General features: G+C 67.7%; 25 protein-coding genes. 5 read left to right on the top strand and 20 right to left on the bottom strand.

Annotated features, from left to right (window positions below; all coding sequences use genetic code 11):
* The first annotated feature begins 594 nt into the window (after window positions 1-594).
* Window positions 595-984, top strand: a complete 390-nt coding sequence (locus tag OG588_RS22710; RefSeq protein ID WP_405948916.1) for a hypothetical protein — start codon at window positions 595-597, stop codon at window positions 982-984.
* Window positions 985-1,363: 379 nt separating this feature from the next.
* Window positions 1,364-2,713: a phage major capsid protein gene (locus OG588_RS22705; protein WP_405948915.1), complete on the top strand. Its 1,350-nt coding sequence runs from the start codon at window positions 1,364-1,366 to the stop codon at window positions 2,711-2,713.
* Window positions 2,714-3,150: 437 nt separating this feature from the next.
* Here the strand turns inward: OG588_RS22705 and OG588_RS22700 are convergent, their stop codons facing one another.
* Both OG588_RS22700 and OG588_RS22695 read right to left on the bottom strand, forming a co-directional pair.
* Window positions 3,151-3,363, bottom strand: a complete 213-nt coding sequence (locus tag OG588_RS22700; RefSeq protein ID WP_405948914.1) for a hypothetical protein — start codon at window positions 3,361-3,363, stop codon at window positions 3,151-3,153.
* Window positions 3,360-3,749 carry a DUF6415 family natural product biosynthesis protein gene (locus tag OG588_RS22695; protein WP_405948913.1) on the bottom strand — a complete coding sequence of 130 codons (390 nt, stop codon included), beginning with the start codon at window positions 3,747-3,749 and terminating at the stop codon, window positions 3,360-3,362. Before OG588_RS22695 ends, OG588_RS22700 begins: the two co-directional genes overlap by 4 nt.
* Before the next feature lie 112 nt (window positions 3,750-3,861).
* On the opposite strand from OG588_RS22695, the gene OG588_RS22690 reads away from it, so the two are divergent.
* Window positions 3,862-5,106: a Twin-arginine translocation pathway signal gene (locus tag OG588_RS22690; RefSeq protein WP_405948912.1), complete on the top strand. Its 1,245-nt coding sequence runs from the start codon at window positions 3,862-3,864 to the stop codon at window positions 5,104-5,106.
* 3 nt (window positions 5,107-5,109) lie between these two features.
* Window positions 5,110-5,430 carry a 4a-hydroxytetrahydrobiopterin dehydratase gene (locus tag OG588_RS22685; protein ID WP_405948911.1) on the top strand — a complete coding sequence of 107 codons (321 nt, stop codon included), beginning with the start codon at window positions 5,110-5,112 and terminating at the stop codon, window positions 5,428-5,430.
* A gap of 204 nt (window positions 5,431-5,634) precedes the next feature.
* On the opposite strand, the gene OG588_RS22680 is transcribed toward OG588_RS22685, so the two are convergent.
* The 11 genes from OG588_RS22680 to OG588_RS22630 all read right to left on the bottom strand — a co-directional run bounded on the left by OG588_RS22680 (window position 5,635) and on the right by OG588_RS22630 (window position 13,720).
* Window positions 5,635-7,758 (bottom strand): cell division protein FtsK, encoded by a 2,124-nt coding sequence (locus OG588_RS22680; protein ID WP_405948910.1) that lies wholly within the window; start codon window positions 7,756-7,758, stop codon window positions 5,635-5,637.
* A gap of 87 nt (window positions 7,759-7,845) precedes the next feature.
* On the bottom strand, window positions 7,846-8,022 hold the full coding sequence (locus tag OG588_RS22675; RefSeq protein ID WP_405948909.1) for a DUF6257 family protein: 177 nt from the start codon (window positions 8,020-8,022) through the stop codon (window positions 7,846-7,848).
* Between the two features lie 3 nt (window positions 8,023-8,025).
* On the bottom strand, window positions 8,026-8,262 hold the full coding sequence (locus tag OG588_RS22670) for a hypothetical protein (RefSeq protein ID WP_405948908.1): 237 nt from the start codon (window positions 8,260-8,262) through the stop codon (window positions 8,026-8,028).
* A 14-nt stretch (window positions 8,263-8,276) separates the two neighbouring features.
* The gene (locus tag OG588_RS22665; protein ID WP_405948907.1) at window positions 8,277-8,612 is read right to left on the bottom strand and encodes a hypothetical protein; all 336 of its coding nucleotides are present in this window, start codon (window positions 8,610-8,612) and stop codon (window positions 8,277-8,279) included.
* Window positions 8,609-8,782 carry a hypothetical protein gene (locus tag OG588_RS22660; RefSeq protein WP_405948906.1) on the bottom strand — a complete coding sequence of 58 codons (174 nt, stop codon included), beginning with the start codon at window positions 8,780-8,782 and terminating at the stop codon, window positions 8,609-8,611. Before OG588_RS22660 ends, OG588_RS22665 begins: the two co-directional genes overlap by 4 nt.
* Window positions 8,779-9,402 (bottom strand): hypothetical protein, encoded by a 624-nt coding sequence (locus tag OG588_RS22655; RefSeq protein WP_405948905.1) that lies wholly within the window; start codon window positions 9,400-9,402, stop codon window positions 8,779-8,781. Before OG588_RS22655 ends, OG588_RS22660 begins: the two co-directional genes overlap by 4 nt.
* Window positions 9,399-9,593, bottom strand: coding sequence for a hypothetical protein (locus tag OG588_RS22650; protein WP_405948904.1), 195 nt, complete (start codon window positions 9,591-9,593; stop codon window positions 9,399-9,401). Before OG588_RS22650 ends, OG588_RS22655 begins: the two co-directional genes overlap by 4 nt.
* Window positions 9,590-10,381 (bottom strand): DUF6907 domain-containing protein, encoded by a 792-nt coding sequence (locus tag OG588_RS22645; protein ID WP_405948903.1) that lies wholly within the window; start codon window positions 10,379-10,381, stop codon window positions 9,590-9,592. The genes OG588_RS22650 and OG588_RS22645 overlap by 4 nt, the downstream gene beginning before the upstream one ends.
* A gap of 115 nt (window positions 10,382-10,496) precedes the next feature.
* Window positions 10,497-10,859 (bottom strand): hypothetical protein, encoded by a 363-nt coding sequence (locus OG588_RS22640; protein ID WP_405948902.1) that lies wholly within the window; start codon window positions 10,857-10,859, stop codon window positions 10,497-10,499.
* 240 nt (window positions 10,860-11,099) lie between these two features.
* Window positions 11,100-12,992, bottom strand: a complete 1,893-nt coding sequence (locus OG588_RS22635; protein WP_405948901.1) for a tyrosine-type recombinase/integrase — start codon at window positions 12,990-12,992, stop codon at window positions 11,100-11,102.
* Window positions 12,989-13,720 carry a hypothetical protein gene (locus tag OG588_RS22630; protein WP_405948900.1) on the bottom strand — a complete coding sequence of 244 codons (732 nt, stop codon included), beginning with the start codon at window positions 13,718-13,720 and terminating at the stop codon, window positions 12,989-12,991. The genes OG588_RS22635 and OG588_RS22630 overlap by 4 nt, the downstream gene beginning before the upstream one ends.
* A gap of 108 nt (window positions 13,721-13,828) precedes the next feature.
* Between OG588_RS22630 and OG588_RS22625 the strand changes: the two genes are divergently transcribed.
* Window positions 13,829-14,068: a hypothetical protein gene (locus tag OG588_RS22625; protein WP_405948899.1), complete on the top strand. Its 240-nt coding sequence runs from the start codon at window positions 13,829-13,831 to the stop codon at window positions 14,066-14,068.
* 2 nt (window positions 14,069-14,070) lie between these two features.
* On the opposite strand, the gene OG588_RS22620 is transcribed toward OG588_RS22625, so the two are convergent.
* The 7 genes from OG588_RS22620 to OG588_RS22590 all read right to left on the bottom strand — a co-directional run bounded on the left by OG588_RS22620 (window position 14,071) and on the right by OG588_RS22590 (window position 18,491).
* Window positions 14,071-14,406: a DUF6233 domain-containing protein gene (locus tag OG588_RS22620; protein WP_405948898.1), complete on the bottom strand. Its 336-nt coding sequence runs from the start codon at window positions 14,404-14,406 to the stop codon at window positions 14,071-14,073.
* A gap of 25 nt (window positions 14,407-14,431) precedes the next feature.
* Entirely contained in the window at window positions 14,432-15,244 is an 813-nt protein-coding gene (locus OG588_RS22615; RefSeq protein ID WP_405948897.1) for an aminoglycoside phosphotransferase, read from the bottom strand.
* Between the two features lie 78 nt (window positions 15,245-15,322).
* A complete protein-coding gene (locus OG588_RS22610) occupies window positions 15,323-15,523 on the bottom strand; it encodes a hypothetical protein (protein ID WP_405948896.1) in 201 nt (66 codons plus the stop codon).
* A 3-nt stretch (window positions 15,524-15,526) separates the two neighbouring features.
* Entirely contained in the window at window positions 15,527-16,672 is a 1,146-nt protein-coding gene (locus tag OG588_RS22605) for a radical SAM protein (RefSeq protein ID WP_405948895.1), read from the bottom strand.
* A gap of 15 nt (window positions 16,673-16,687) precedes the next feature.
* Window positions 16,688-17,131 (bottom strand): hypothetical protein, encoded by a 444-nt coding sequence (locus OG588_RS22600; RefSeq protein WP_405948894.1) that lies wholly within the window; start codon window positions 17,129-17,131, stop codon window positions 16,688-16,690.
* A 303-nt stretch (window positions 17,132-17,434) separates the two neighbouring features.
* Window positions 17,435-17,626 carry a DUF397 domain-containing protein gene (locus OG588_RS22595; protein ID WP_366093183.1) on the bottom strand — a complete coding sequence of 64 codons (192 nt, stop codon included), beginning with the start codon at window positions 17,624-17,626 and terminating at the stop codon, window positions 17,435-17,437.
* Between the two features lie 13 nt (window positions 17,627-17,639).
* The gene (locus OG588_RS22590) at window positions 17,640-18,491 is read right to left on the bottom strand and encodes a Scr1 family TA system antitoxin-like transcriptional regulator (RefSeq protein WP_405948893.1); all 852 of its coding nucleotides are present in this window, start codon (window positions 18,489-18,491) and stop codon (window positions 17,640-17,642) included.
* Window positions 18,492-18,521: the final 30 nt, after the last annotated feature.

The raw sequence follows: 18,521 nt of genomic DNA, 5'->3' as shown, positions 1-18,521 counted from the left end.
CCTAGAGAGTGGTGGGTTGTGGTGGGTCTGCTTAAAACCTTCCATGTGTGTGCGTGTGGGAGTTTCAGATAACCCACCACAACCCACCACCCGCCACCCGGCAACCGGGCCTCAGGCCACGTCCATCCCCGCCCCGTAGATGTACGTCAACCCACCCCAGCCACCCACCCGGAGGAACCGTGACGTCCCACGTTGAGGAAGCGGTCAGGGCCCGCATACAGGCGGCCAAGCGGCGCACGGAGAACATGCTGAGACAGCGCGCCGAACTGGCAGCAGCACGACGACGAGGGCTCGCAGCCAGGCACGCACAGAAGCTCCGCAACCAAGCCTCCCGGCAGCAGGAACCTACCGACCTGCATGGGGCAGACGGCAACGCAGGTACGGCGCAGACGGACACGAGTGACGAGGCGCAGGCGTGAGGCGCATACAGCGGCGGTGCGCCGTGTGCGACGCCCCACTCAAGGCAGGCAAGGGCAGGCCCTGCGTGCGCGGGTGCGGCGCCTGGCTCTGCCGAGCACCACGCCTACCCCAGTGCAACGACGTACACGGTGGGCAGTGCGCCCACCTCGTACTACCCGACGAGGAGACAGCAGCATGAGCGAACAGACCACCACCACTACCACCCACACCACCACCACCACCACCGACAGTGGACGGCTGGCAAGGCACGAGCAGCAGCAAGCAGCAAAGCAGCGTAGAAACGCCGAACTCATGGCGCGTTCCCGATGGATCGGTGCCACCGGGGCCCGGCCGCGACGCGTCCGCAAGACCGAAGCCAGGCAGGCCGGCGAGCCCCGACGCGTCGGGGCACCCATGGCGCAGTCCTGCCAACTCGCCGCCCTCCTCGCCCTCGTCGCCCAATACGCCATCGACCCCACCTGTCCACGGTGCGGAGGGCCTGCCGAGCTGCGCCTGGGCACCGCAGGAACCATCGACCAGCGCGTCGAGCACCGAACGGGCTGCGATCTCCTCGAAAAGCGGTGAAATCGCAGGTCAGAGGCCTGCGTGACCGAGATGTCCGTTTTTTGATTTGATCATGGTTTGACCCCGCCCCCACCTGAATCCCCTCTCCCCCCGGGCCCGAATCCACAGGGGCTCAAGATCATTGAATGGCCTCAAATTACGGCGCGATGTCTCTGGGCGGCCCCGAATTCGGGCGTTGTGGGCGAGGGGGGTTGGGTCGTACTCTTGATCGCAGCTCCATCTGAGCAATACCCCTGGCACTGGGGGTTGCTGGCAGGCCTGGCACTGGCCGCGCAGATGTACTGAGCGAGTCCTGGCACTGGACGACACCACGTCAATCCAGCACCGCCGAAGCCCTGGCACTGGGTACGCCGATGCGCACACCCACCAGGGGTTTTCCATGGCTGTATCCAGCCTTTCCCGTCTGCGCGAACGGCGCCGGGAGTACGTCGACCAGCGGTCTGCGCTCGTGTCGGCTGTCGAGTCGCGCGGCGACGCCAGTCTCACGGCAGCCGAGACCATCAGGTACGAGCAACTGTCGGGCCGCATCAGCGGCATCGACGAGCGCATCGAGGAGCTTGAGGACGAGCAGACCAGGAGCGACAGCGCCACGGACGGTGCCGCTGCGGTCCGTCGGGCCAGCTCCGGTCTTTCCGTGAACGAGCCGCGCACCTACGGGCGAGGCGCGCGAGCCTCGTACTTTCAGGACCTGGCGCGGGTGCGTCTGGGCCAGGATGACGACGGCTCCGCCATCGACCGTCTGCGCCGGCACGCCCAGGACGTCAACGAGGGCCCCGAGTATCGCGACCTCAACCGCACGGACGGAAACGGCGGGTACGCGGTCCCGCCGCTGTGGCTGATGAACGACTTCCTCACGCTGGCCCGTGCCGGTCGGGCGTATGCGAACGTCGTCAACAACCAGCCGATGCCAGCCGGCACCGACTCCATCAACATCCCGAAGGTGGCGACGGGTTCGGCGACCGCCGTCCAGACCGCGGACAATGCGGCGGTCCAGGAGACCGACGCGACCGACACGTTCATCAACGCCCCGGTGCGCACGATCGCTGGCCAGCAGGACGTGGCCGTGCAGTTGCTCGACCAGTCCCCGGTGTCGTTCGACGAGGTCATCTTCCGTGACCTGGTCGCCGACTATGCGACGAAGCTGGATCTGCAGGTCATCTCCGGTTCGGGTTCCTCGGGCCAGGTGACCGGTGTCCGCGGCACGTCCGGGATCACGACGATCGCCTACACGACGGGTTCGCCGACCGTGGCCGGGATCTACTCGAAGCTCGCCGACGCGGTCCAGCGCGTGCACACGCTGCGTTTCATGGCCCCCACGGTGATCGTGATGCACCCGCGGCGCTGGGCGTGGTTCCTCGCAGCATCCGACTCGGCCGGCCGCCCCCTGGTGGTGCCGCAGGCCGGTAACCCGCAGAACGCGGTTGCCACGCTGGGGGCCGTGGCTGCCGAGCAGGTGGTGGGCCAGATGCACGGGCTTCCCGTAGTCACGGATCCGAGTCTGCCGACCACGCTCGGCGCGGGCACGAACGAGGACGTGATCCACGTGCTCCGGGCGTCGGATCTGATCCTGTACGAGTCGGGCATCCGCTCCCGGGTCATGCCGGAAGTCGGTTCGGGCACGCTCACGGTCCGCCTCCAGGTGTACGGCTACCTCGCGTTCACGGCGGCCCGATACCCCGCGAGTGTCGTCGAGCTGGGCGGGACCGGCCTCTCGGCACCTGTCTTCTAAGCCTCCGACCTGCGGGTTTGTGTGTCGGGGAGTGATGACCCCGAGCCGCTGGAGTGCTACCCGTTTTCCGGGACCGGCGGCAGCACCTGCCCGTATGGCCGCGTGTCCTGGCCGCGGCCGTGTGCCGGCTGGGGATCCCCTTTCCCTCCAGGGCGGGGTCCCCGGCCGGCGCCCCCAGACGGCGCCGGTACCTCGCCGGTCACCGGCGCTCTGGGCGGGTGTGAAACGCGGCTTCAACCACCGCGCAAGGACCACCATGACCCGGACCGACTTCCGGCGAGCGGTACCTGCACCCGCCCCTCGACGTAGCGAAGCCCCGACCGGGATGCACCAACTGGTCGGGGCTTCGTCCTTCCCGCCCCGACGTGCTCACGGGGTACAGGGGCGGGAGTTCGTGAGGCGGCCGTCCCGTCGGGGGAGGCGGGACGGCCGCCGGCTCAGTCGCCCGACCGCGCGGCCTTCGCGATCAGAACGCGGGCCAGAATCCGGACCAGCGCGGTGTCCGGCTCGATGAGGTCGGCGTGCTCGCGGTGTGCCCACACGTCCCGCCCCGGTCCACTCATGCCCTCCTCGTGCCAGAGGTGCACGGCGTCGTCAGGGTCGGCGATCGGCTCGTCGCAGTAGCGGCAGATGTGTGGGCGTTCCGTCATGCCGTGCCGCCGAGGTTGCGGTGGTGGTCGCACAGCGCGCCGAGGACGCGGGCCAGGCGGCGGGCGTAGGCGAGCCGTGCGGAGGCGAGGGGGCGGATCTCTGCGCCGGCGTCGAGTTTGCGGCGAGCCTCGCCCAGGCAGGCCGCGGCGAGCGCGCCCGGCAGGCTGGCGGCATGTTCGGCGGCGAGGGGTTCGACCTCGGTCACCATCAGCTCGACGTGCCCGCGCAGCTGCGAGATGAGCAGCGTGACGTCCATCGCGGTGGACGGGGCGGCAAGGGCGAGTGCCCGGTGCCCGGTGGCGCGCATGGTCTCTACGTCCGGCGGGAGTTTCTCGACCTCTGCCGCACCGTCTTCTGTCGCGTTCCGTGCACGTCCCGTATTCACACCGCGATGATGGTTGGGCACGCTGAGACGCAACTAGGCCGTGCTGTGGCCATCCGTGGCCACGTTGCGGCCATGGCCGGGAACGGGCGCGATGACACCTCAGACTGGGCGCATGGGCCGCAACGACGCCTTGAGGGCCGCACGGCTCCGGGCTGGCTGGCGAACCGTCGAGCAGGCCGCAGCCAAGCTGACCGAGCACGGGCAACACCTCCTCGATGACCGCCAGTTCACCGTGTCCGCTCGCACCTGGCGGCGATGGGAGGGCGACCGCCCCGGCTGGCCGGCGGAAGAGACCGCGATTGTTCTGCACGACGCGCTCGACCGATGGCCCGAAGATCTCGGATTCACCATTCCGCCCGGGTGGATCCGGCCCGAGCACCACGAAGAGGCTGATGTGAAGCGCCGAGCTTTCGTGTCCGTCACTGCCGCCGCGCTCGTCGCCGGACCGGTCGCCCCGCAGCACGTCGACCCCGCCCTGATCGACTACTTCCAACAGCAGCTGGAAGGCCACTACCGGGCCGACATGTTCCTCGGCCCGCACGACCTGATCGGCACCGTGTCGGCGCAGTACCAGCTGATCGATAAGCTGATCCGCTCGGCGAAGGGCGAGACCCGCCGCGGCCTGCTCCGGGTCGGTGCCGCCTACGCGGCCCTCGTCGGCTGGCTTTACCAGGACGCAGGCGACATGGACGGCGCGCACTTCTGGCGGGGCGTCACTCAGGAGATCGCGATGCGTTCCCGGGACCCGCACCTGATCGGCTACTCGCTTGTCAACCAGGCGCAGGTGCGCACCGACTTGGGCGACGGGCACGCGGTCATCGACCTGTGCGAGGCCGCCCTCGACGATGCCGGGCGCCTGGTGCCGAAGGTGCGGATCATGGCCATGCAGCAGCAGGCCCACGGTGCGAGTCTCACCGGTGACCGTGACGCGGTCGACCTACTCATCGACCAGGCGGACGGACTGCTCGCGCGGGTCGACGATGACCTTCCGTGGGGCAACGCCTGCCGGCGGACGCCCGGTTACCTCGAAGTGCAGCGGGCCACCTGCTACGGGCGGCTCGGGCTCGGCGCCGAGGCGGTGTCGCTGTGGGATCAGGTCCTCGACATCGTCCCCGAGACCGCACGGCGGGACCGCGGCGTCTACATGGCCAGGCACGCCACAGCGGCGGCGTGGGCGGGCGAACCGGACCAGGCCTTGGAGATTGCCCGCACGGTGGCCGACATCGCGGTAGAGACCCGTTCGGCGCGTATGCGGCGGGAGTTGGTGACTCTTCAGCGGGCGATGCGGCCGTGGCAGGATGCCCCGGTCGGCCGGGACCTTGAGGGGGTTCTGGCACCCGTGACCGAGGGGAGCTGACGCGTGGCTGACGTACCGGTGCCGCTGACCGAGGACGAGATCGTGATCGCGCTGGAGGGCGTGCCGGGCTGGCGGCGGGACGGTGACGAGATCACTCGCAGCTACGGGATCCGGTATCACGGGGGCGTAGCGATGATCGTGCACGTCGCGGACGTCGAGCGGCTCATCAGTCACCATGCGGACATCGATCTGCGGTGGGGGAAGGTCCGGTTCGGGATCACCACGCACGACGCCGGCCACAAGCTGACCGAGGCGGACTTCGACCTCGCACGCCGTATCGACGGCATTGCCGCGGCGCACGGTGCCGAGGCGCTCGACAGCTGACCCTGAACGCAAAAAGGCCCCCGTCCTCAAGAGTCGAGGCGGGGGCTTTGTCGTGCGGGGAGGGAGGCTGCCAAGGGGAGGCCAACACCCCGTTTCCAGGGGTCTAAGCAATCCTTCGGCCCCGCCTCCCTTGCCTCCCTGACTGGCCATTTCCGCAGGTCATGTACAGGGAGGCGGGTAGGGAGGCGGGTAGGGAGAACTCCCTCAGTCTTCGTCGCCTCCCTCGTCGTCGATGTCGTCGTCGCGGGCTGCGATGGCGTCGAGGATGCGGTCGAGGGCGACGTGCATCTTGCCGCCGTTGGTCTTGTAGGTGCCGTGTCCGGCGTCGTCGAGAACGCGCTTGAGGTCCTGCGGCGACCAGTTGCCGTACTCGACGGGGTTGCGGTCCTTGAGGCCGTGCAGCACGTCCAGGGTGAGCATCTTCGTCTGGTGTCCGAGGACGGCCGCGATGTCGGTGAGCGGGTCGGCTACGTCGAAGGTGGGCACCTCCCACACGCCCTCGTCGTTCTTGTATGCCTTCATGGCGCGCTCGACGACCGGGGTGACCTCGTCGATGCCCGCTTCCTTCCGCACGAAGTAGGAGCGGATCAGCCCGGGAGTCTTCCCGAAGCCCGCGGCCATGGCGGTGCCGAGGTCTTCACCTGCGACGAGGGTGGTCGCCGAGTACCCGTTCTTGTGCATGCCGGTGCCGAGGATCGCGTCGTTGCCCTGGTGGTCGTTGATCGCGAACGCGACTTTGTGGGACACGGTCTTGGCGATCCCGCGCGGCAGGCTCGCCGCATCAGCGTCCGGGGTGATCCACATCAGCATGATGGCCGTCTTCCTGGCCTTCTTGGTGACCTTCAACGCCAGTTCCTTGGCCTCCTTGCCGTACTCCCGGTGCGTGAACAGCTCGTGGACCTCGTCAAACACGACGATCCGCGGCCGCATCGACGGGTCGCGTTCCGCCATCTCGCGAGTGACCTTGGTGTCCGTGCCGAGGCGTTCCAGCTCCTGCCCCCGTCGGGACACCTCCCCGGCCAGGGCGCGCAGCGTGTCCATGGCCGCAACGACGTGCTCATCGTCATCGCCCTTGACCAGGCTCCGCAGCCGGGGCCGCATCGCGTCGTAGTCGTTGTTGTACGCCAGGACGTGCACGTCGATCTCGACCAGCGGGTCGAGCATCGCGCCGAGCAGCAGGGCGACGACCAGCGACGACTTACCCGAACCCATGATCCCGGCGATCAAGTAGTTCGCGGCCATCAACTTGCCGATGACCTGCTCACCGCGGGCGTTGAGTGCCGCAGGGACGCCCTTGAAGAAGTCGGTCGTGCCCTCCGTCAGGAGCGGCCAGGCCGGTACCGGCTTGGTGAGGACACCGGGGTCGGCAACCCACAGGTCGAGCACGCCGGCCTGGTCGCGCGGCTCGGTCGGCCACACCTCGATCGGCAGGCGCATCAAGTTGTGCGCGAGGATCTGCTTCTTGTCGGCGATCATCTCGACGGGAACGCCTTCAGGCAGCTGCAACTGCGCGTGCCACCCGTTCCCCGACCGGGTCGACGGCTGCACCCAACGGGGCCGCCAGCCCTCCTTGATGGAGGCGTTCAGCGGGGCGATGCCCAGCTTGCCGAGCGCCCGCATGATTGCGTTCTCATCAGGCACGACGTCCCGCTCGTCGCCCTCGGCGGGTAGGGCCCACATGGGCGCGGTCCTCTGGTTCTTGCCGACCGCCCAGGCTCCGGCCATGGCGAGGAACGGCATCGAGTAGAGGAACGGGTCCCAGATCACGGAGACCAGGAACCCCAGCCACGCCACCAGCTGAATCACAGCGTCGAGCGGACCGAGCACGTCGGAGACGTTCTGGTTGTGCCAGGCGATGAGGATGCCCAGCACGAGCAGCACCCCGGCGCCGGACACGACCGTCGTGAACAGAGCCTTCGGCAGGTTGAGGGCCAGCTGTAGCAGGTCCATCCGCCGCTTGTGCCTGGCGAACCTGTACGCGTATGCGCGCTGCTCCCACTTCTGCACCATCTCCTCGTTGCCCGCGGCCTCGGCGATGCGCATGAACCGGTGGTGCACGGCGGTGGTGCGGGCCTCCCAGGTACGGCGGGTCAGAATGCGGAAGCCACCCCAGGTATAGGCGCCGTGGCGGACGGCGATCCGGTACACGGGGTTCTGGCGGGTCTCAACGACGACGCGACGCAGCGCGTCGATACGGACTCGGCGACGCGGCCGTACCTCGACGGTGGGCTCGGGTGCGGGCGTACTCGGCTTCTCCTCCTTGTCGAGTACGACGGGTACGGGTGCACCTGACTCCTCGACGTTGGCGGGTACGTGAAGATCCGTCATGCTGTGTCCTCCGGTCGTTCTGCTGAGCGGACGGAACACGGGGCGCCCGGATGTACCTGTGCCGGGTACGGGCGCCCCGTGGCGTACCTACTGCTTGTTCTTGCGGCGCTCCGCGCGCTTCTCGATGCGCTCGGCCTTCTTCTTCAGGTCGGAGATGTCGACGGTCGGGCCGGCCATTCCGCGCTTCCCCATGCGGAGGACCAGGCTGGCCATGTGGATCTTCTCGCCGGTGGTGAAGTCGGAGAACTTGATGCCTTCGGCCATGGGTCAGTACTCCGTTCCGTCGGTGGGGAGTTCGGGGAGCGGCTCGGGGAGCACGGCCGCGATGGCGGCATAACTGCGGGCGATGTCTGCGAACAGGGCGCCGGTCGCGGCGATCGGCTCGGCCTTGTGCCGCTCGTCGCCGCGGGCCCACTTCTGGGCGTCCTCGGCCAGGCGCTCCGCGGTGCTGACGGCGTTCCACGCCAGCTGGATGAACTGCTCTTTGGTCGACTGATTCCGCATGGGATTCCTCCTGGTCAGCGGGTCTTGGTGAGGTCGCGCCACATGCTGCGGAGCACGATCAGGCAGGCGGTGGCGCAGGTCGCGCCGATGGCGATGGCGACGGAGGCCAGGGCGAACGCGAGGGCCATGGCGCAGGCGACGCACCCGCCGACGATGGCGAGACCGCCGATCGTCAGCCACTTCCGGGTGTCGAACGTGGACTTGGGCGCCTGGTGCTGGCAGGCCGGCGCCTGGTGCTGAGCGCTGGCCAGCTTCGCCAACTCGACCGCAGCGAGGGCGACTTGTACGGCCGCAGTGTTCACGGACGCCTCGGTCACCGCAGCCTCGGCCTTGTCGAGGGCCTCACTCACGGCGCCCACCTCCGCACGCGGGGCAGGCGAGCCCGGACGGCCAAGCCGAGGCCGAACGCCACCAGAACGGGCTTGGAGAGGATCGCTGCGACGATGACACCCACCAGGGCGAGCAGCTGCGGGAAGACCAGCAGCAGGCCCAACAGGGCGCCGAGGATCAGGTACTTCATGACGTCGCCCCTTCGAGTACGGACCGGATACGGCGGGCGCGTGCTTGCCCGATGCCGTACTTCTCCTTGAGTTCGCGGTACGTCGGGATCTGGCCGTGGAAGTCGGTCCGGACGTTCGCGAGAAGCTCGTCGTCGTCCTCGGGTACAGAGACGGATACGCGAGTACGGGGCTCCTCGGCGGCGAGTACAGCCGGGGCGAGCACGGGCACCATCTCGGGTACACGCTCGACCGTGGCGACCGGAGCATCCTGGATGTCATCCAGCTTGATCGGATCGGCTGGTACGTCGTCCTCGCCGCGGGCGAGCGCGTGGGTACGCCAGATCGCCACGGGTACGAGCAGCGACACGATGACGACGAGCCAGCCGTTGACGGGCATCACGTGCGAGTCGAGCAGATGCGCCGACACCTGCGCCGCACACATCAGCAGCAGCGACAGGGCGATGTCGAACGCCCGGAACCGCTTCAATGCGGCGATGGCGTAGGCGTCGATGGCCACCGGCAGCATGACCGCCACCGGCTCCTGGGCGCCGAGCCGACGGGCGAGGCTGTACTCGGCGGTCGCGGTGAAGACGACGCCGGCCGCCAGCGACACGTGGGCAAGCCACTTCGCGGGGATCATTCCCGAACCTCTCCAGAGACACGGGCGACCAGGTGGGCGCAGAGGTTCACGCCGCGCCGGTCGCCGAGACGGTTGGCGGTGATCAGGTCGGCGAGGATCGCCGGAACCGGGGGAAGGGGCCGTGCCGACCGGCACGCCGCACGGATCGCGGCGCGCTCGGTCGGGCGGGGGACGGACACGTACCGCTTCACGGCTGGTCCCTCCGCAGTCGGTCCACCTGGTTGGCGAGGCGGTACAGGCGGCCGGCCTGCGAGCCGACGAGCGCGGCCAGGTCGCGCAGCTGCTCGGGCTCCATCGGCGGGAACTCCCAGACGTCCGCGACCGGGTACGGCTCGGGGTGCAGCTCGGAGAACGGCGCCCACGAGATACCGGCTGGCAGGAACTCCACACCCGCGAACTCCGCGGCCTCCCACGGGCCGCGATGGGTGACGTCGGCCCGGTACCCGATCGGCTCGTCGTCGTGACCGAGGCACCAACTGGGCTCGTCGATGACGATCTCGCCGTGATCCTGGGTCTCGACCGTCACCGTGCCGTCCCCGTACACGGGCTGCTGGACGCGGTCCGGTTCACGGCGCGGCGGGTAGGCGCGCTCGATGGCCTCGGCGAGCAGCTGCATGATGCGCTGCTGCTCGGCCGTGAAGTCGTGGTGCTCGTCGTCCGCCATCTGGTTGTCGACGGCGACGATGCCGTGCCCGGCGAGGTAGCCCTCGACCTCCGTGCGCACCTCGACGACCGACATGTCTTCCGGGCTGCGGCCCTCGGCGATCTCCGTGAAGGCGACCATCAGCGCCGCGTGCAGCTGCTCGCGGGACAGGGCGTAGTCGACGCGCACGATCACGTCCGGTGTGATGCCCTCGTCGTCGAACAGGTCCGTCGGGCCGAACATGGGCAGCTCGTGACGCAGCTGGCCCAGGAACCGGGCGACCTCCGGGAACATCCGCTCTACCGAGCGCTGTGCGCGCTCCTGCTCGTCGCTCATGCCGTCCACCGCCGGCGACGAGCCTTGGTGGCGAGACGACGGGAGTCACGCTTCGACAGCCACTCCGGCGACCAGATGTCGCGGGTCCGGTCGACGTTTCCGTTGCGGCGCGGCATCAGACGGCACCACCCTCGCGGGACTGACGCACGACCTCGGCGGCCTGGTCGCGGTGGGCCCGGTTGACGTCCGCCGTCATGTCCGTGATCTGGAAGGCCTCGGGGAGCGGCGGCATGCCGTCGACGTGGAACACGGACCCGATCAAGTACCGGGCGATGCAGTCGTGTTCGAACTCGGAGCGGTTCGGCGGGAGGGCGACGACTACCTCGTCGCGGCTGACGTAGGCGTAGCCGGTGAACCCCGCGTCGGTGATGCCAGCCTCGGTGAGTTCGACGTGCAGCTCGGCGATGAGCTGCGGCAGGGGCGCGTCCATGAGGTGGTCGACGGACAGCGTGGGCTTGGCGATGGCAGACTGTGCCATGGCGGTCTCCTGTAGTCGCAGGTGATCCGTTAGGCCCCTTCACGGTGGTGAGACACCGAGTTGGGGCCGTTCAGCTGTCGGGCTGAACTGACGTCAGCGTAGCACGCGAAGTATCCAGAATGAATACCTCACACGAGATAGTGAGAACGTGTCCGGATGCAGTCCAGTACACACGCCGTACACATGAGGTGGATACAGAAAGAGCTACTCGGAGATAGCTGGATATGAAAAACGTGCAGGTCAGGACGCTGTCCGGGATGGTTCGCAGGTCCAGCAGGCACCTCGAAAGACCTTGTAATGCGTAGGTCGTCGGTTCGAATCCGACAGGGGGCTCCACGAAACCCCAGTTTGGACAGCGTCTGAACTGGGGTTTTCCTGTGTCCGGGCGCTGCGGGGGCGGAACTCGATGATCTTCGCGCCCTCGTGTGTGGCCGTGGTGTGGCCATCCTGCTCGGCCGCCGTCTCGCCGGTCCGTCCGGCGAGGTGGTCGAGCACCAACTGCTCGACCGTGCGGCCGTCCCGCTCGGCGACTGCGGCGAGCTGCGCGACGAGGTGATCGAGGGCGAGCTGCGCGACCTGCTCGACGCGCGGATCGGCGGCCGACTCGGCGGGCGCCTCATCAGGAAGGCGGGCCGCGCCGCGCGGAACGATGGCGGCCGTCGCCTCGGCAGCGTCGCGAGCAGCCTTCGGCATGACCGACTGATAGATGTCCCGGGTGATCCGGGTGTCACTGTGGCCGAGGGTCTCGGACACGATCTTGATGTCGACGCCGGCGGCGAGCATGAGCGAGGCCGCGACGTGCCGCAGGTCGTGCAGCCGGATCGGCGGCAGGCCGGAGAGTTCGACGAGCCGCTCGAAGTAGTCCGTCAGCCATCCGGGGTGGATGAACGACCCGTCGGGCATGGTGAACATGCGCCCCGACTCGACCCATGCCTCGCCGTATTCGAGGCGCTCGGCCTCTTGCCGCAGTTCCTGCTCGTCGAGAACCTGCCCGCTGTACTCGTCGAGGTCGACCACGCGCTCGCCGCTGTCGGTCTTCGGTGCGTTCTCGATGACCTCCCAACCGTCCTGCACGAGCTGCGTCGCGACGGTGAGCGTTCCCGCTGCACGGCTCCGGTCGGTACGGCGCAGGCCGACCGACTCGCCCCGACGCAGTCCGCGGAAGGTGATCAGGTGGAACAGGCCGTACAGGCGCTCGCCGGTGTCGGCGAGGAAGTCGAGGAACTGTCCGGCGTGCTCCGGGGTCCACACCATGCAGGCGGACGGCTTGATGCCGGTCCGCAGCCACTCGGCGATTCTCTCGTCGGTCCAGACAAGTGCCTTGGGCCGCTTGGCGGCTTCGAGTTCGACGTGCGCGGCTGCGTTGAAGATGACCAGCCCGCGCCCGATAGCGACGTTCAGGGCGGCCCGCAGCGTCGCCTTGATGTGGTGCTGCGTCGCCACCCCCGTGATCCGGCGGAACGGGTCCATCGCGTCGATGGTCTCTTGCAGCGCCTTACGGCGGCGCCGGCTCTCAACTCCCTTCCACGGGATCAGCTTCAGCTCGTCCAGCGCGGTGCGGCGCAGAATGTTCGCGTCGTTGATCTCGATGTTCGTCTCGGCGATGCCGGCGAACATCTCGTCGAGGTGCGCCACGGTGAGCCGGTCGAGCCGGATGTGCCCGATCCGCGGTTTGAGGTGCACCCGAATATCGATGTCGTACCGGTTCTTTCCGCTGGTGCGGAGCCCCTTCTTTCCGGCGAGCCACTGTTCGAGCCACTCGCCGACGGTCATGTGCTGCGTGAGCGACTGACCGGTCGCGAACTTGCGGCGGGTCTCTTCGTGGTCGGGGATCGGGTCTTTGCTCGCCCCCACCGTTTCGAGCATGTCGGCCAGACGCGCGCGGCCCTCGATGTCGCTCTCGTCGGCGATGTTGAGCAGCGCGCGCACCTTGTCGAGGTCGGCCTGCGCCTTGGTCTTGGTGTCGTAGCCGCTGCGGCGGAAGCGGCGGCGCTCGTTGCCCTTCTTGGGCGGCAGTTCCTGCGTGAGGCTGAACAGGCCGTGGCTGCGCTGACTCAGCTTGGTGCAAGAGCCGTTGAGCTGCTTGCCGTCGGCGTCACGGCAGCCGCAACGCTTAGTGATCGTGCCGTTCACTCAGTCCCTCTCGGGTTGATGACGTCGGGGTCGTCGAGCATGTCGAGCCCCTGCATGTCCTCGATCAAGTCAGGTCGTAGATCGGGGATCGTGAGCCCCGCGCGGCTCATGTCGTTGATGTGGCGCGCGAGTTCTTCGAGTCGGTGCAGATAGTCGGTCTCTGCTGCGCTGTGACCTTCCTTGTCTGTGCGGCGCGTTGCCTGCGCGGTCTCGGTGCGCAGATACGCCCTGTGGACTGCCTCGCGCCGCCGCTCGAACTCGGGGTACAGCGAGGCGGGATAGGCGGCCGTGCCCCATGCTGCGGACCACTTGGGGCCGTCGCCGGCGATGGGCCGGGGGTCGACGTAATGGCGCCCGTCGAGGGGGCCGGCGAGCGTCGGCGTTTCCTCGCCCGTGCACCACTTCCACACGGTGTAGGGGTCTCGCGGATCGGCCGCGGGCACAGTGGGCACGATCTGCTCGTCCCCCAGGGGAAGCACCAGGAGGAGCGGGGGCACTGCGAGGGCGAGGCCGAGCACGAGCAGCTCGTCGACGGTCACCTCGCGGCGTCGCTTGCCCTCCTTGTTCCTGCGGCCGGTCTCAATATTCGTGATCGCGGCGTACGTGAGGTCGACGGCACCCAACCGGGCGCACTCGTCTGCAAGTTGCTGCCGGTTGAGGCCGAGCCGGGCTCGGTGCTTGCGAACCTGCCCGGCGATGGTGTCGCTTGCCGTTTGGTGACTGTGCATATCGACACGTTAGCAGTGCGTATTGCGTAGTCACTAGCGTTATCGATACGTTATGTTCGATGAACGCCCCGGCTAGGAGGGCGTGTTGACCACCTTGGAGGGGAGTTCGTGACCAGCGACGAGCGAGCGATGACGCACGACGAGTTGATGAATCTGCCGGTGACCGTCGACCTTGAAACGGCCAACCGGGCATTGGGCCTCGGGCGGACGACGGGGTACAGCCTGGCCAGCGGAGGGCGGTACCCGGTGCGACTGCTGCCGGCCAACCGCGGTTACCGGATCTCGCGGTACGACCTGCTTCGGCACCTCGGGGTCGGTTCAGGCGAGGATGGAGTCGAGGCCGCCTGAGGTCAGTCGAAGAATCCGAGCGCGTTGTCGGGGCGGCAGTGTGGGCAAGGGGCGATCCCCTCGGCCAGGGCTCGGAGCGCCTGGTCCAGCTCGACACCATTCGATCTGGATCCGACCATGTAGCAGCCCCCTTTGTGTATGTACACGGCGGTACGCCCCGAGAGTCCGCGCTCGATCAGCCAATCAGGATCCGGCGCGCGTGCGGCGAGGCCCCGCTGCCGCTCGACCTCGCGCCGCTCCTCGTCGGCGATCCACCGGCGGGTGCGAGCGAGGTCTCGTGCCTGTACGCGCTCTAGGAAGCGCAGCACGTCGAGCCGGGACAGCGAGCCATCGTTCACACGTTCTATTTTAGTGCGTCGACCGTTAGGACGCTCGCGCCCGCCAGTAGGTCACCCAGTCATGGGCGTTGCGGCCCATGCGCTTCTTCCACTCTGCCGAGTCGTGGCGGGCGATCTCGTCCCATACATTGGCGTTCGCCTCGGAGAACGAGGCGACCGACGTGTGTGGTGCTGCTGCCCACGACGGGAACTGTTCGCGTGCCCATTCGTCTGCGGCCTCCGCTGTGTGGCCAGCTTCCATGAGTCGCAGGATGAGCACCGCGGGGTCGATCCAGGCGGCGCCGCGGGTGGGCCATGCCCAGTCGATGAAGTGTGCTCGGTCGTTGATGAGCAGGTTGTGCGGCGCGAGGTCGGTGTGCAGCAGCGTGTCGCCGGCGAGCTGTTCGACGCCGTTGGGGCCGGCGTACTTGCTCCAGCGGTCCTCGGCGATCTTCAGGTCGTCGAGGTCGGGGCACGGGGTGTTCTGTAGCTCGGTCAACGCGTGCGTGAGCAGTGCTAGGTCGCCCGAGCCGGGGGAGTAGTCGGCGTGCCGGCCGACGAGGTACTCGTAGCCGAGCAGGTCCCATCCGGCGGTCTGGACACGCCACAGTAGCCGGGGGCAGGACGGCGGTAGATAGGGGTTGACCGCGGCTTCACGCTGCTGTGTACGGGCCTGTGGGTGGTCGAGGGGAACGCCTTTGACGAACTGGACGGGGCCAGCGGTGCGGACCGTGACGGCGATGCCTGAGTTTCTGCCGGCTGCGACTGTCTCGGTGTGGTGGATGGGGCCGGTCTGTTCCTCCACGGCGCGGCGCGCGTCGAGGGGGAGGTCGTCCCAGTGGATGCGGTCTACGGGCATGTGGGGTTCCTGGGGGTGGACGGACGAGCCGCCCCCGACCCTATGACGGGTGGGGGCGGCTTGCTGGCGCGTGTCGGCTTAGTACACCTGGTCGTCGCTTGCCGTGCAGGAGCAGTCGGCACCTTCGGTGAACTCGCCGATATTCTTGGTGATCTGGATCTCGTCGTCAGCGATCGGACGGGACGTGATCGTGACGGGGAGCGGGCCGGCTGTGGTCGGGCGCGGCGTTATCTCGACCGGCACGGGTCCGGTGGTACGGGGCTCGGTGGCAGTTGCCATGGGTCACCTCACTGGTTCGGGGTCGGGATGCTGGCAGTACATGTTTCGCGGTGCCTTCGCCTCCTGGTAGAGCCTGGCCATGGGGCGGCATGTGGTGCAGCCTCCCGGGTTGCCGTCGGCGTCTTTCTGGCCGAACGTGCAGCCTGCGCAGCCACCGGTGCGAAGTTGGAGGCCGTCGGCGATGCCGCCGAGGCGTTTGAGTCCCTCGATGCCTTCCCGCATCAACGGGATGTGAGGATCGCGACCGATCTTGCATATGGACGCGTGGCCGAACGGGTCGGCGTGAAAGAAGGTGTGGCCGGCGTTGCAGCCGGTGAATACCTTGCGTGGGCGTAGGTACTTGGCGGCCTGCTCGGGCAGGGGCGTTGCGTCGCCGGCGATGGTGGGCGACATGTTGGTGAAGACAGAGCACTCGCCGTACCTCTCGGCGAGGGTCACCATGGCGTCGACCTCGTCGGCGTTGTCGGCTGCGACGATGACGTTCATGCGCAGGCGCAGGCCAGCCTCGCGGGCGGCGTCGAGCCCGCGGGTGAAGCGGTCGAACGCTCCTCGGTTGCCGGTGAAACCGTCGTACGTCTCCGCGGTTGCGCCGTAGAGACTCAGGGACAGGTGATGCGGCGGCCGACTGGCGAGCGTCTCCAGGATCTTCGGTTTGTGGAGTTGTGATCCGTTCGTGGAGATGGTCAGCATGATGCCGAGGTCGTAGGCGTACGCGTACGCCTCGGGGAACTCGCGGTCGATCAGCGGCTCGCCCCCCGTGATCTGAAGCCAGAGCACGCCGGCGTCGCGCATGATGTCGAGCAGCCGCACTTTGTCGTCCCAGTGCATACCCTCGAACCGCTTCAACCCGAGGTAGCAGTGTGGACAGTCGTAGTCACAGCCTTTGTTGATCTCGTACGACGCGCGGGCCATGCCGTACGGGGACAGGGCGCGTACGAGGACGGTGTCGCGCAGGGGACGGTGTGCGGGCAGTTCGAGGGACCATGCCTGATGCGCGGCGTCGACGAGCCACTGCGGCGCGTCATCGTCGGTACTTGCCGCCTTGCTGAGTTCGAGGTACCGAGCGAGCGGGATTTGCACACCGGTGTCGTGCCCGGGGCGTAAGACGAGGTACTCGTCGAGGAACGGACTTGCGATCAGTTGGTGCATGCAGCCTCCAACAACTCAGTGCGCGGTGTTGCAAGGGCGGGATGCTGGGCGGACCGGTACGACGTGTATCAACAGCTCGTCGGGGACGAGGAATTGGGCGAATGGCCGTACGGTCCACTCATGCCAAGTTCCGTGGCTGCTGATCGAGAATCCGCAGGGGTCGCCGCGGTGAAGGGCGCCGATGGCTTGCAACGAGCCACCGCTGTCGGTCCAGTTGAGTGCGCGGTCTTGCTCGAATGACGGGAGGGCGGGCGCCAATCTGCGCACGCTCATGCGGATCTTGCGAATGGCCTCGCCCGGGGTGCTGACGATGTCGCGCTCAGGACGGCCTTTGATCTTGAGGTCTGCCTCGGACACCGTGTGCTCGCACCAGAACGCGCGTCTGACCTCAACGGCGGGGCGCTGCGTGGGTGGTGTTGCTCCCTCGCGCTGCTCTACCGACTCGGATGGCGCGCGCATGTATGCCCTCCTGCCGCGGTGTTGCCGGTACTCCCCTCCCGGCGAAGGCGTGTAAGCCAGGAGGGGGCACCCCTCGGGGGCTCTCCCCAACAAGCGTGGAAACAGGGAGAGTTGGCGCCGTTCCGGGAACCGTCGTGCCGTGCATTGGCCCGGTTCGGCGTCACATGGGGACCGTAGCGCTAGCTACAGATCCGTATCAACTGTTTGACGTCTAATGGGTGATACGGCATATGCCAATGATTGATACGCAAGCAAAAGTGACCCCCCGCCGAGGGCGAGGGGTCACTCTGTCGCGTGGGCCAACTAGATGAGGTGGTCGAACTCTCCCGCCTTGGCGCCGGAGAGGAACGCCGCCAGCTTCGCTTGGGTGGTCTTGACGATCACGTTGGGGTTGTCGCTCTCGCGTACGAGGATCTCGTCGCCCTGCGTCGCGAGCTCAAGGCAGTTGCCCTCTGAGTCCGTCGAGAACGAGGACTTTTGCCACTGTATTTCCACTATTCCCACGCCTTCAGACTTGTTGTGCTATTTCGTAGATGAAGTCACGCGACTGCACGGCGTCGAGTGACCTCTCTTCGGTTCGGTCCAGGACGGCCCGGTAGTTGGCGAGGCGCGTCTCTGCGTCAAGGAACGCGGGGCCGTGTGGGGTGTCCGTCTGGACCGTGTCGAGCTGCGGAACCGACCCGTATGCGTAGAGTGTCGAACTTCCGGCGTTGGGGAAACCGCCGACGGAGAACGGAACGACGCGCACGGTCACGTTGTCCCGGCTGGACTCCTTCAAAAGGTAGTCGAGTTGCGTGCGAGCGATCTTTCGGCCGCCGAACTCCATGCGCAGGGCGGCCTCATGGATCAAGAACGTGCACGTGGGTGCGCTCGGTCGGTCGAGCACATCTCGACGCTTCAGACGATGCGAAAGTCGGCGCCGGAGGTCTACGTCACTGAGGGGTGGCACGGCCTCCTCGAACACGGCGCGGGCGTAGTCCTCGGTTTGCAGCAGGCCGGGCATGTGCATGATCTGCACGGCACGTAGGGCCGTGGCGTGGTACTCAAGTTCGGATAGGTCGAGCGCGCCGGCGGAGAGTTCGCCGCGGTAGTCCTCCCACCATCCCTTGCCGCGTTCTTCAGCCATGGCGGCGAGGGCGTCGACGTATTCAGCGTCGGGGCAGCCGTAGTGAGCGGCCCATGTGCGAACGCGCTCACCGCTCACGCCGAAGCGGCCCGACTCGGTGTTGCTGATGCTCGTCCGGTCGGTGCCGAGTTGGGTTGCGGCGTCGGCGAGCGTGAGACCGGCATGTTCCCGGATCTTTCGCAGTTCAACGCCCAATCGGCGCTGACGTGCGGTCGGCGCCTTCCTTGGTGGCATCGGCTCCCCTCCTGTCGGCTCCCAGTGTGG

Source organism: Streptomyces prunicolor, assembly GCF_045162825.1.
Taxonomy (GTDB): Bacteria; Actinomycetota; Actinomycetes; order Streptomycetales; family Streptomycetaceae; genus Streptomyces; species Streptomyces prunicolor.
This window is presented reverse-complemented; position numbering and strand designations above follow the sequence as displayed.